Annotated in this window: 12 protein-coding genes; 11 read left to right on the top strand and 1 reads right to left on the bottom strand. The window is 73.2% G+C overall.

Going from position 1 to position 11782, the window contains the following annotated elements:
- Positions 1-120: 120 nt before the first annotated feature.
- Together ABT367_RS29965 and ABT367_RS29960 are read left to right on the top strand one after the other, a co-directional pair.
- Positions 121-951 carry a DUF4253 domain-containing protein gene (locus ABT367_RS29965; RefSeq protein ID WP_352256393.1) on the top strand — a complete coding sequence of 277 codons (831 nt, stop codon included), beginning with the start codon at positions 121-123 and terminating at the stop codon, positions 949-951.
- A 35-nt stretch (positions 952-986) separates the two neighbouring features.
- A complete protein-coding gene (locus ABT367_RS29960; protein ID WP_352256392.1) occupies positions 987-1349 on the top strand; it encodes a hypothetical protein in 363 nt (120 codons plus the stop codon).
- 235 nt (positions 1350-1584) lie between these two features.
- On the opposite strand, the gene ABT367_RS29955 is transcribed toward ABT367_RS29960, so the two are convergent.
- Positions 1585-2781 carry a hypothetical protein gene (locus tag ABT367_RS29955; RefSeq protein ID WP_352256391.1) on the bottom strand — a complete coding sequence of 399 codons (1197 nt, stop codon included), beginning with the start codon at positions 2779-2781 and terminating at the stop codon, positions 1585-1587.
- A gap of 141 nt (positions 2782-2922) precedes the next feature.
- Between ABT367_RS29955 and ABT367_RS29950 the strand changes: the two genes are divergently transcribed.
- From ABT367_RS29950 to ABT367_RS29910, 9 genes are all read left to right on the top strand, one after another.
- On the top strand, positions 2923-3897 hold the full coding sequence (locus ABT367_RS29950) for an ABC transporter substrate-binding protein (protein WP_352256390.1): 975 nt from the start codon (positions 2923-2925) through the stop codon (positions 3895-3897).
- A gap of 86 nt (positions 3898-3983) precedes the next feature.
- The gene (locus ABT367_RS29945; RefSeq protein ID WP_434975570.1) at positions 3984-4931 is read left to right on the top strand and encodes a FecCD family ABC transporter permease; all 948 of its coding nucleotides are present in this window, start codon (positions 3984-3986) and stop codon (positions 4929-4931) included.
- Positions 4932-5053: 122 nt separating this feature from the next.
- The gene (locus ABT367_RS29940) at positions 5054-6061 is read left to right on the top strand and encodes a FecCD family ABC transporter permease (RefSeq protein WP_352256409.1); all 1008 of its coding nucleotides are present in this window, start codon (positions 5054-5056) and stop codon (positions 6059-6061) included.
- Positions 6062-6159: 98 nt separating this feature from the next.
- On the top strand, positions 6160-6963 hold the full coding sequence (locus tag ABT367_RS29935; protein WP_434975569.1) for an ABC transporter ATP-binding protein: 804 nt from the start codon (positions 6160-6162) through the stop codon (positions 6961-6963).
- Between the two features lie 73 nt (positions 6964-7036).
- The gene (amiA, locus tag ABT367_RS29930) at positions 7037-7150 is read left to right on the top strand and encodes a streptamidine family RiPP (RefSeq protein ID WP_268978362.1); all 114 of its coding nucleotides are present in this window, start codon (positions 7037-7039) and stop codon (positions 7148-7150) included.
- 102 nt (positions 7151-7252) lie between these two features.
- The gene (locus ABT367_RS29925; RefSeq protein WP_352256389.1) at positions 7253-8098 is read left to right on the top strand and encodes a hypothetical protein; all 846 of its coding nucleotides are present in this window, start codon (positions 7253-7255) and stop codon (positions 8096-8098) included.
- Positions 8099-8115: 17 nt separating this feature from the next.
- On the top strand, positions 8116-9597 hold the full coding sequence (locus ABT367_RS29920) for a CocE/NonD family hydrolase (protein WP_352256408.1): 1482 nt from the start codon (positions 8116-8118) through the stop codon (positions 9595-9597).
- Positions 9594-10973, top strand: a complete 1380-nt coding sequence (locus tag ABT367_RS29915; protein WP_352256388.1) for a YcaO-like family protein — start codon at positions 9594-9596, stop codon at positions 10971-10973. Before ABT367_RS29920 ends, ABT367_RS29915 begins: the two co-directional genes overlap by 4 nt.
- A gap of 8 nt (positions 10974-10981) precedes the next feature.
- Positions 10982-11782 (top strand): SagB/ThcOx family dehydrogenase (locus tag ABT367_RS29910; protein WP_352256387.1); only part of this gene is annotated, 801 nt, incomplete at its 3' end.

The following is an 11782-nucleotide window of genomic DNA, read 5'->3' as shown; positions in this document are numbered from 1 at the left end:
TCCTCCCCTGACGGCGGGGAACGGGTTGTGGATCCGCGGTCCTCCCCTGACGGCGGGGATCGGGTTGTGGATCCGCGGTCCTCCCCTGACAGTGAAACCGCGCCGCCCTACAGTCCCTCCATGGTCACGCCGACGCGCCCTTCGAACCCGCTGCATCACCTCGTATCGGACCCCACCGGCACGTCCCTGGGCCTTTCGCTGCCCGCGGGCTCGACGACGTGCGACACCATCGAGGGCGCCTGGCACGAGCCGCTGATGTGGGTATCCGACTCGTCTGCGACATCCGGGAGTTGGGCCGCGCTGCACCCCGCGCGGGCGCTCGGGCTGCTGCCGGTGCTCATAGGCCCCGACATGAGCGTACGAGGGGGCAGCGACCTGGCCCCTGAGGCCGTGTCGCACCCTGAGGAGCACGATGCGCGCGGGGTGCTGGCCGGGCACTGGGGCCGGCACCGAATCCCACCGGCCTACCGCCATATCCGTGCACCTTTCGGGGAGGCATGGCCCGGCCTCGCGCAGGCCGTACGGTATGCGCCCGATGCACCGGAGGCCGCTGCCGAGCGCGTCGCGCGGCTGATGCTGGAGCCCGGTCCCGACCAGTACGACTTCGACGGGCAGACCTCGTGGATCGCCCTGGTGCCGGCCCGGCGGAGTGCCGACATACCGGCCGCCATCGGCTGGAGTTGGGCCGTCAACTACGAGCGCGACGTCGCCCGCCTGTGCGCCGTCCTGCGCACCTGGGAGGACCGGTTCGGTGCCCGCGTGGTGACGGTCGGCTGCGCACTGATCGTGTCGGTCGCCGCCCCGCCGGCCACGAGCGGTGAGGCGGAGCTGCTGGCCGCCGAGCACATGGCGTTCTGCCCGGACGCGCTCGCGAACTTCGGCATGAGCACCATCCGCGAGTACGCCGACCACCTGCTGACGGCCCCGTACTGGACCTTCGGGTGGGACTGAGGCCCCAAGTCGCCACGGGGGGCTAGGGTCTCGGGATGTCCGTGATCCCTCCCGAGGTGGCCGTCTTCGTCGCCGAGGCCTCCCGTCTCCCGTCGGCGGCCCTGAACGACATCCGGGACGCCACAGCCCGCGCGGTCGCGTCGGGCGCCTTCGGCCACGAAGCCGTACCGACCCTCGACGCGGCCCGCTTCGCCGCACTCCGGAAGGCGGTCCGCGACGCCTTCCACTCCCGCGCCGACGAGTTGCGCGGCGACCGTCCCGGCGGGCTGCGCGCCGCCATCTCCCGTACGACGATGGCCGCCCAGGCGATCTGGAGGCGCGACACCCTGCCGGCCGACGCCTACGTCATGCTCACGGGGGCGTTCCCGCCCCACGGGGTCAGCGTGCCGGATCAGTAGGCGAACCGTGGCGAGGCGAACCGCGGCGAGGCGAGACGTAGCCGCCGAGCCCGATGTGCCGCTCAGGGGCTGAGCGCCGCGAGGCCGACGCTCGGCCCGTACTGCCGGACCGGGCCTGCCGCGGCGATGCCTGTCCGGTGCAGAGGAGGGTCTGCTCCGGGAGGTAGTGGAGCGTGGTGCTGGACACGGCGGCGGACGGCTCAGCTCTGGGACTGCCTTCGCAGGTGGCGCGCCTTCATCGCCCCACCGGGTCGCCGTCGGCGCCGTCCCCCTGCGAGAGCAGCAGGAGGTGCCCGCCGTGATGGAGCGGGGTGTCCAGCTTCAGGCGGGCGGCCTCGCTTGCGGACCGCGCGTCCACGACATGGACTTCGCCGTGACCCCCGCGAGTGACCGCCACCCAGTCCGCCCCTGGCGACGCGGCCACGGCGCGGCGCTGGACGCCCTCCCAGGGGGTGGAGCCGCGGGCCGGGGCGCCTTCCATGGGCGGCAGTGCGGTGCGCCGGCTGATTCCGTCGTGGTCCAGCAGGATCAGTTCGTCGCCGTCGGGGTGGATGCGGGCGAACGCGGCATGCTCCTTCGCGAGGGCCAGCCGGAAGACGAGTCCCGGGCCGAGGTCGGTCAGTGACGTCAGGTCAGAGTCGAGTTCGTACGTCCATGAGTGGTTGGTCCACTCCGGCCAGCGCAACGGATCGGCAGGACCGCCGCGCAGAGTCGACCACAGCGCCCTGCGACCCGTATCGAGGCGCAGGTACCAGCCGCGGGCGGGCCCGCCCCACGGGATCACCGGCTCCTCGACGAGGCCGTCACCTTCCCGGCGCGCCCGGTGCACCCCCACGCCGGTGGCCGCGAACACCCGGTCGTGGACGGGGTCCTGGGCATCACCGTGACCGTCGTCCGGCAGGGGAAGCGAGGCCTGCGGCTCGACCTTCGGGCAGCCGGTCGGCGCGGCGAGCAGGTCGGCGAACCGGTGGACGGCGAGGGCGCCCGGCTCCCGGTGGCGCAGGACCACGAGCGGGTCGTCGGCCCCGAGGACCGTCACGCCGGGCTCGCCTCTGCGCGTACGCACCCGGGCGGCGTCCCCCGTGGCCAGATCGACCACGGTCAGCAGGTCCGACCAGGGCTCGGCGTTCTTGCCGAGACCGGTTGTGACGGCCACCCACCGCCCGCTCGGATCCGCCGCCAGATGCTCGCCCGGCACCGCCACCGGCACGGTCGCCGCCACCAGGTCGCGGCCGTACGGGTCGAGTACGAGGAGTTCACCGCGGTGGTCGTCGACACAGGCCACGCGTCCGCCGGGCAGCGCCAAGAACCCTGCGTGCTCGGATATATGACGTCCCGTCAGCCTGCCGACCTCGACACCGTCCGGCACCGTCACCACGTGGACGCACCCCTCGATGTGGTCGGAGACGAGGAGCAGCGGGTCGGTGGTCATGGCGGGCCTCCATCGGTGTGCGGGAGCGGATCGTCAGCCCTGCGGGGCGTCGCGGGACCGACGATCGGGGATGTATATGAAAATGATTATCATGTATGGTCGGCCGCGTTCCGAACATGCGAGAAGAAAGTGGGGGCATCGATGCTGCGCTCGATCTCGAGAGCTGTCCGATGCGGGATCGCCGCCGCGGTCCTGGGTTCCGTCCTGGTGGGATGCGGCGGCGACGCCGAACCGGCCACGACGGCGAAGGCGCAGGGGGAGAAGACCGATGTGACGGTCGAACCGATCAAGGCGACAAGGGAGTTGACGGATGCCAACGGCGTCAAGATCTCCCTGGAGAAGCGGCCGGAGCGGATCGTGTGTCTGGTCGCGCTGTGCGACGACATCCTCACCGAGCTCGGCCTCGTCCCCGCCGCCACCAACAACGAACTCCTCGCCCAGCCCGGCTTCCTGGGCAAGGAGAAGGCGAAGCAGGTGAAGGTGATCCCCGGCGGCTTCATCGCGCCGGAGGTCGAGGCGATCCTGTCCCACAAGCCGGACCTGGTGATCGGCCTCGAGGACACCCATGGCAAGCTCGCGCACGCACTGAAGGGGGCCACCACCTTCTGGCCCGTGCAGCCCGAGAGGTGGCAGGACAGCGTGAGCTACCTGCGGGATGTCGCCGCACTCACCGGCCGTACGGCGCAGGGCGAGAAGGCGGAGAAGACGTTCCGTACCAAGCTGGCCGAGGCCGAGCGGACCAGGAGCGACAAGACCGCACTCATCATCTACGGCAGCGACGAGAACTTCGGCGTCGCCACCCCGGGTACGGACGTGGCTGCCGGGCTCTTCCCGAAGCTGGCCGACTACCCATGGAAGTCCCGTGGTGTGGACGGGAGTTACAGCCTCGAGGAGATCCTCGCGCAGGGCGTGGACGTGCTCTTCGTCGAGACCATGAGTTTCGGTGAGGCGGACGGCAAGCTGTCCGAGAAGCTGGCGAAGAACCCGCTGTGGGGGAAGATCCCCGCCGTCAAGAACGGTGACGTCCACGAGGTCAACGCGGAGATCTGGGCGAAGGGCCGCGGCACCCGCTCCCTCGGCATCGTCCTCGACGAGGCCGTGGCCGCGCTGAAGTGAGCGTGCAGGCGGCGATATCCGACACGGCGGCACCGGCCTCCGGGCGTGACGGGCATCGGGGCAAGCCCGCGCGGCGGCGGTCGGGGATCCAGCTCCTGGTTCTAGGTGTGCTGCTGGCCGTCGCGTCGTGGTGCGCGCTGAGTCTTGGCACGCCTTACGTGCCACTGCACCGGCTGTTCGGGGGCGACGAGATCACTCAGGTGGTCGTCTCCGAACTCCGTGTGCCACGCCTGGTGTTGGCGCTGCTCGCCGGTGCCTGCCTCGGGGCGGCCGGGCTCGTGCTGCAGGAGGCGCTGCGCAACCCCTTGGCAGTCCCCGAGATGCTGGGCGTCTCGTCAGGTGCCGCGCTCGGGGTGGCCGCGCCGCTGGTGCTCGCCGTGGCCGTGCCCGCCGCCGTCCAGCCGCTGCTCGCCATCGGCGGGGCGGCGCTGGGCGGCGGACTCACGCTGGTCGCGGCGGGGCTCGGGCGCAGCCCGTCCGCCGTGCTGCTCACCGGGGCGGCGGTCGCCGCGGCGCTGCAGGCCGCGTTGCTCGTCCTGATGGTGATGGCCGATCAGCTCGATCTGCAGCTGATCTACCGCTACTTGCTCGGCTCGCTGTCGGCGCGCACCTGGGAGGACGTCACCGGTCTGTGGCCGTGGCTCCTGATCGCCCTTCCGGCGCTCGTGCTGTGCGCGCCGGTGCTCGCGGTGCTCCGCCTCGGCGACGACGACGCGGAAGCTCTCGGCGTACGAGCGCGGCGGGCCCGGTTCACGGCGCTGGCCGTCGCCGTGGTGCTGATCGCGCCCGTGACCGCCGTGTGCGGGCCCGTGGCCTGGGTGGGATTCCTCGCACCGCAGCTCGCCCGCAGGCTCAACCCCCGCTCCGACGCGGTGGGTTGGCTGCCCTGGTCGGCGGCCTGGGGCGCGGTCGTCGTGGCCCTCGCCGACGTGCCGGCCCGGCTCGCGCTCGCGCCGGTGGAGATTCCGGTCGGCGCCTGGACGGCCCTGCTCGGGGTGCCGGCCGGGGTCGCTCTGCTGAGGAGGGCGCGATGACGGAGAAGGTGCAGGTGACGGAGAGGGAGCCGACGGCTGGGTCCGCACAGGCCGCACGAGACGCACGGGACGTACGGGACGTACGGCCGACCGAGCCGCATCAGGTGGCGCGGACCGCGCGCATGGCGCGGCGCTTCGGCGTACTCGCCGGGCTCATCCTGGCCGCCGCCTGCGCGTCACTCCTGTCGGGACGGGCCATGTCCCCGTCCGTGGCCTGGGACGTACTGTCCGGCGGGGGCGGCGCGATGGACCGGCACGTGCTGTTCAACCTCCGCGTGCCCCGTCTCCTCGTGGCGCTCGGGGCGGGCGGCTGCCTCGGTGTCGCGGGTCTGGTCCTCCAGTCGGCGCTCCGCAATCCGCTGGCCGGACCCGAGGTCACCGGTGTGACGCCGGGCGCCGTACTCGGGGCGGTCACGGCCACCGGGCTCGGCCTCGCGGGCTGGCAGTCACCGCTCGCCGTGGTCGTCGCTGCCCTCGCGGGCGGTCTGGCCGGGGCCGGACTCCTGTGGCTCCTCGCCGGACGCGGCCGTGCGGATCCCGCACAGACCGCCGTGCACGGAGTGCTCGTATCCGCCGTACTCGGCGGACTCACCGCCATGGTGCTGCTCGTCGCCCCGGGCGAACTCGGCAGCGTCGTCCAGTGGCTCGTCGGCACCACCGAAGGCCGCGTATGGGAGCACTGGCACCTGCTGTGGCCCTGGGCGCTCGCCTGGGGAATCGTGGCCTGGCTGTGTGCCGGGCCGCTGACCCTGCTGCGCTGCGGCGACGAACTCGCCGCCGCGGCGGGCCTGTCGGTCGTACGGGCCCGGTCCCTGGCGCTGCTGTGCGCCGTGGCGCTGACGGCGGGCGCCGTGGCCTCCGTGGGAGCCCTCGGCTTCGTCGGCCTGCTCGTGCCGCATGTCGCGGTGGCCGTGTTCGGCGCCGACCTGCGTCTCGCGCTGCCCGGGGCGGCGCTGTTGGGGGCCGTAGTGGTCTGCGGCGCGGACGCCGCCGCGCAGGCGCTGTCGCGGCTGCTCGCCCTGGCCCTCGACTCCGACCGGCTGACCGCGCCCGTCGGGGCGCTCACCGCGTGTGCGGGCGCGGTGCTGCTGCTGATCGTCGTACGCCGCACGCCTGCCCAGGACTTCTAGGCCGCTTCGGCCGCGCAGGCCCGCTGCCGCCGGGGTGGACGCCGCCGCGGCCGGCAGCTCCAAGGGCCGTTGTCGTCAAGGACAGTTAAGGACACAGCATGAGTGAACCCGTGGGCATCCGCGTAGAAGGAGTCCACTTCGGATACCCCGGCCGGCCCGTCCTGCGCGGCGTCGACGTGGCTGTCGAACCGGGAGAGCTGACCGCTCTCGTCGGCCTCAACGGCTGCGGCAAATCAACCCTGTTGCGGATCGTCGCCGGGCTCCTGCGGCCCGGCGAGGGGCGGGTCCTGGTGGGCGGGCACGATCTCGCCCGATGCTCGCGGCGGGCCACCGCCCGCCATGTGGCGCTGCTCCATCAGTCCGCCCCGGCGGTACCGGGGATGACCGTACGGCAGCTCGTACGGCAGGGGCGGTACGCCGCGCGCGGCCCGCTCGGCATGCTGCGTGAGGGCGACGACTCCGTGGTGCGCCGCGCCTTGGACGACGTCGGCGTGGCCGACTGGGCCGAACGGCCCGTCGACTCGCTCTCCGGCGGCGAACGGCAGCGGGTGCGTCTGGCCATGGCGCTCGCCCAGGACACCCGGGTGCTGCTGCTCGACGAGCCGACCACGTATCTGGATCTCCACCACCAACTCGACGTCCTGCAAACGGTGGTGAGGCTGCGCGAGGAGCGCGGCCTGACCGTGGTCATGGTGCTTCACGACCTTGCGCACGCCGCCCGCTTCGCCGAGCGGATCGTGGCGCTGCGCGACGGCGGTGTGGTGGCCGACGGGGCGCCGAAGGAGGTGGTCACGCCCGGGTTCCTCGCGGACGTGCTGCGGGTTGCGGGCCGTGTCGGGCGGGACCCCGAGGGGGACTGGCCGGTGTGTTACCCAGATCACCCACTACCCTCTTCCAAATGACAATCATATTCAATAACGTTCTCGCGTGGTGATCGACCGATCACCGCAACTCCCTTGTGACGGAGGAAAGTTCATGAAGGACGACCAGGTCTTCACGCCGATCGCCGACCCCGGCCAGCTGGCCCACGACTCGGCTTCCCACTCCAACGCTCTCGTCGAGAACCCCTTCGACGACACCGAGGAGTGACCGAGGTCTGACCCTCGTTCGCGGGTCCGCCGACTGCCTCTCGGCGGGCCCGCGTTCCAAGTCCCTCTGCTTGTAAGCCCCCTTGTCCACGGGAGAAGTGACGTGTCGCGCAGTCAGCTCGCACCGGGTGTCGAAGTCGTCGCCGTCCCCGACGGCGGCCTGGCCGTCCGTGCGGCCGACGGGGAGTTCCTCCGGGTCGCGGCGGACGAAGCGCACCAGGCGGAGCTGCTGTCCCGGCTCGCGGGCGGCGCGGCCGGGCGGGTGGACGCCGAAGTCGACCGGCTCGTGGCGGCGTTCGAGGAAGCCGGGTACGCCGAGGGGTCCGGCCGCGCTGACGGGGCCATGTGGCCCGTCGAGCGCCGGGACGTGTTGCTGCTCGGTGCACCCGTACTGACAGAGCCGCTGGCCGGATACCTGGAGGCGGCGGGGGCCGCGCCCCGACTCGGCTGCCCCGGCGACTGGGAGACGGGCCGGCCCGTCGCCGTGGTGTGGTGCCTCGACGGTCCCGTGTCCGAAGGTCTGTGGGATGCCGCCGACCGGTTGCCTGAGCGCGGCATCGCCTGGTCGCGCTGTCATCTCGAGGGGTGGCAGGCGTACGTCGAGCCGCTCGCGGCCGTGGCCGGGGACGTCACCTCCGCGCAGGTGCGCGCCCGGCGGCTTGCCGCCACACCCGCCCACCGCGAACTGGCCGCCTACTGGCGCGGCCCGCGCACGACAGGATCGCCCGTACGCCTTGCCGGGCCGGCCGCGGGACTGCTTGCCGCGTTCCTCGCCGATGACCTCACCCGATGGGCGACCGGGGCCCGTGACGAGGACGGGCTGCCCGCGCGGCGACGCCTGCGCCGCGTCGATCTGCGGACCCTGACCGTCACCGCGCACCCCGCCCTGCCCGTACCGGATGTGGCGGCGATGACTGAGGTGCGGAGGTCCGGGGTGCGCATCCGGTGACTGCGTTCCCGCAGCCGGTGGCTCCGTTCACGACATCCGTCAGCGGGCTCGCCACCGACGTCCAACTCCCCGATGGGCAGGGGCCTTTCCCCGCCGTCCTCATCCGCACCCCCTACGGCCGGCAAAGCCACCGTGCCGAGCTGCACGGCTGGGCGCGGCGCGGATTCGCCGTGCTCGCCCAGGACGTGCGCGGCCGGCACGCGTCGCCGGGGGAGTGGCGACCTTACGAGAGCGAGGCCGCCGACGGTGCGGAAACCGCGCACTGGATCCGGCGGCAGACCTGGAGCGACGGCCGGCTCGTGGCCTGCGGGGCCTCCTATGCCGCCCACTGCGCACTCGCGCTCGCGCTGGAGGCGGCCGAAGACGCGCGCCCCGACGCCGTGATCGCCGCCGTGCCCGCCCTCGGAGCGGCCGACACGGCACGGGAACCCTCGGGTGCGGAGCGGCTGTTGAACCGCGCCGGGTGGTGGGCCGCCCACGGCGACCGGCCCGACTCCGACGAGACCGCCTTGGCCAAGGCGCTGGCGGCCGACCCGGATCTGTTGTCCCGCCTGCCGCTGGTGAAGTTCCCCGAGCGGCTGGGGCGGGAGCTCCCGTCCTGGCGGGGACTGTGGCGCCGACGTGAGCGCGGACGGCTTGCGTCCCTGGCCGCGACGGCTCGGATGCCGCTGCTCGCCGTGGGCGGGCACCATGACCACTTCGCCGAGGACACCGTGGAGCTGTGGCGCAACTGGGGCGGACCGTCCACCCGCCTGTTGATGGGGCCCTGGGGGCACGGCCTTGTCGCCGCACCCGGGCCCGATGCGCACCCCGAACACCGAGTGGGACTGGGTGAGTTGTACGCGCGATGGGCGTGGGCCGCTCTCGAAGGGCGGCTCAGGGAAGGGCGGGCCGGTGCACTCGCTCTCGGTGGCAGCCCGCTGTGGGTGGGCTCGGACGTCATGGGTGACGCGTACGTGCCGCGCCTGCGCCTGCTGCGCGGGGGCGTCTTCACCGCGAACCCCGAACGCCCGGTCGGCTCAGTGGATCTGGCCGTCCCCGCGGACGGCGAGCCTGACCGTTGCGTGCTCGTCACCCGGCCGCTTCCACGCCTGCTGGACGTGTTCGGTCCCGCCGCGGTGCGCCTGCGCGCCACCGCGGACACTCCGTCCGCCGACTGGGTCGCCCGGCTCGTCGCGCTGAGCCCCGAAGGACGGGCCGAGCGGATCGGCCTCGGTGTCGTCCGCCGCGCCGAACCGCCAGGCAGTGAAGCGGAGTTCACGATCCCTCTCGGGCGTCTCGCACTAAGACTGGTGGCCGGCACCCGGCTCCGTATCGAGATCGCCGGACACCACTTCCCGGCCCACGCCCGCAACCCGCACACCGGCGAGGACCCGATCACGGCCACCCGTCTGCTCGCCTCCCGGCGCGAGGTGCACCCGACCGGCCTCGAACTCCGCCTCACCGTGCTTCGCACCCGACCCACACCCGTCAACCCGGCCCTGGAGATCCCCCGATGACGCCGCTGCCGCTCGAAGCCCTCGTGGACCCCGTCTGCGGCATCGTCCGCAAGGTCAAGCCCGTCGACCACCCGGCCGGCGCGCCCCCGCGCTACACGGCGATGACCGCCGAGGTCGCCGACGCCCGCAGGCTCGGTCTGTGGCCCGCCGACCGCGTCTCGCTCGGCACCGCCTTCGGCGACCCGGACACCGCCCGTATCGCCGCCATAGCCGAGGGGATCGAGCGCTACTGCGGCAACCGCGTCCCGCCGCCCGGCCACCCGGACGCACCCCTGCGCGCCACCGCAGGCGAACTCGCCGGGAAGGGACTGCGGCTCTACGGGCCCGACGAGCTGCCTTCGTACGCGGACTGGCAGTACACCCGCGAGAAGTTCCCCTACCACCGGTTCACGCACGACACCCCGGCCCTGTGGACGCGCGGCGCCGAGCGGCTGCCCGACGGGACGACGGACGAGGTGTGGGCGCCCGTGGCGCTCACCCACCTCAACTGGCGCCAGGGCGAGCTGCGTTCACTGCCGCGCACCCACCACCTCAACTACGCGGGCATCGCCACAGGACAGGGCTTCGACGACGCCGTCGAACGCGGCCTCCTGGAGATCGCCGAACGCGACGCCCTGGAGGTGTGGTGGCACCTCGACGGACCCGCGCGCGGCATCGACCCGGCGACGGTCCCCGGTCTCGCCGAGGACCTCGCCGGATGCGGGCTCACCGTGTGGATCGTCGAGATGCCCTCGGAGTTCGCGCCCTGCATGGCCGCCCTCGTGCACGACCCGCGGCTCGATCTGTACGCCGCCGGGTTCGCCTGCAAGTACGACCCGGCCGACGCCGCCCGTAAGGCCGTACTCGAAGCGGTGCACACCTGGGTGTTCACCCAGGGGCTCACCGACCCCGACGGCTGGGTCTTCCAGGCCGTCGACGCCGGACTGCTCGCCAAGGGGCTCTACCTCGACCACCGGGAAGACCGGCGCTATCTAGACGCCTGCGGTGAACAGTTCGAGCGCGTAAGGGATTTGGGGGCCCATGTCCAGGTGTGGCTCGACCCGCGGATGGCGTCCGGGGCCAGGCGCTTCACGGAGCCGGCGCACGGTGTCGTGCCGCTCGACGCCGTCGCGCCGGGCAGCCGGGAGCGGATGGCGGCGGCCCTGCGCGAGGGCGGCCACCGCGTGCTGACCTTCGACCTGACCACCGAGGACGTGGCCGAGACGCAGCTGAGGGTCGCGCGGGTGCTGGTGTCCGGGCTGCTGCCCAACGCGCCGGCCGCGTTCGGGTACTTCGGGTGCCCGCGCCTTGCCGAAGCCGCCCTCGCGCGCGGCTGGCGTACGGCCGCACCGGGCGCGCCCGAGGACTTCACGCTGGCCCCGCCGCCGCACATGTGAGCCGCGCCATGGACCTAGTGAAAGCCCTCGCCAGAGCCCGTACGGACGAACTGCCCGGACCGGACACGGCCGCCGCGCCGATGACGCCCGACTGGCCGGGCCCCGCTCGCCGGCTGCCGCGGACCGGGCCCGGACAGCTCGACCTGCGCGAGCTGCTGCGCCTGTCGCTGGCCGCCGCCGACGGGGCCGGCCGGCTGCGGCCCGCACCCTCCGCGGGGGCCCTGCACCCCGTCGACGCCCAGCTTCTCGTGGGCGACAACTGCGCGCTGGAGCGCGGGCGTTACGGCTACGACCCGGGGCGTCACCGGGTCCACCGTCTCGGCTCCGCGCCTGGCGAAGTGCCGCCCGGGGTCGCGGTCGAGCTGTACGCGATTCCGCAGCGCACGGAAGCCCACTACGGCCACCGTGCCTGGCCGCTGATCCTGCTCGACGCGGGACATGCGGCTGCCGCGCTGTGGCTCGCGGGTCGGGCGTTGGGTTCTCGAGCTTCCGTCCTCGATCTGGAGGGTGCGGGCGAACAGCCGCTGGCTGTCGTGCACTTCGCGCCGGACGGGGGTGCCGGGCGGAGGGCAGACCAAGACCAAGGCCTGCACGACACACCCACGCCCCGCGCCCTCCTGACCCGCCGCAGCGCCCCGCCCCCACTCAACGGCACCCTCACACGCGCCGACCTGATCACCGTACTCACGGAGGCCCAACAAGCCGGCGCCGGCGAGCTGAGCTGGTGCGTGGCAGTCGGCGCCCCCGAGCCCGAGCTCGTCGAGTTGGCGCCGGACGGTGCGCTGCGCCGGCTGGCCGCGGGGGAGGCC

It is taken from the genome of Streptomyces mesophilus (genome assembly GCF_040300965.1).
Classification (GTDB): domain Bacteria; phylum Actinomycetota; class Actinomycetes; order Streptomycetales; family Streptomycetaceae; genus Streptomyces; species Streptomyces mesophilus_A.
The sequence above is the reverse complement of the archived record's forward strand: the minus strand, read 5'-3'. Positions and strand labels throughout refer to the sequence as shown.

Bases quoted from the DNA above. Each gene is read 5' to 3' on its own strand.
- ABT367_RS29965 (WP_352256393.1), top strand. From the start codon at position 121: ATGGTCACGCCGACGCGCCCTTCGAACCCGCTGCATCACCTCGTATCG.
- ABT367_RS29960 (WP_352256392.1), top strand. From the start codon at position 987: ATGTCCGTGATCCCTCCCGAGGTGGCCGTCTTCGTCGCCGAGGCCTCC.
- ABT367_RS29955 (WP_352256391.1), bottom strand. From the start codon at position 2,781: ATGACCACCGACCCGCTGCTCCTCGTCTCCGACCACATCGAGGGGTGC.
- ABT367_RS29950 (WP_352256390.1), top strand. From the start codon at position 2,923: ATGCTGCGCTCGATCTCGAGAGCTGTCCGATGCGGGATCGCCGCCGCG.
- ABT367_RS29940 (WP_352256409.1), top strand. From the start codon at position 5,054: ATGGCGCGGCGCTTCGGCGTACTCGCCGGGCTCATCCTGGCCGCCGCC.
- ABT367_RS29935 (WP_434975569.1), top strand. From the start codon at position 6,160: ATGAGTGAACCCGTGGGCATCCGCGTAGAAGGAGTCCACTTCGGATAC.
- amiA (WP_268978362.1), top strand. From the start codon at position 7,037: ATGAAGGACGACCAGGTCTTCACGCCGATCGCCGACCCCGGCCAGCTG.
- ABT367_RS29915 (WP_352256388.1), top strand. From the start codon at position 9,594: ATGACGCCGCTGCCGCTCGAAGCCCTCGTGGACCCCGTCTGCGGCATC.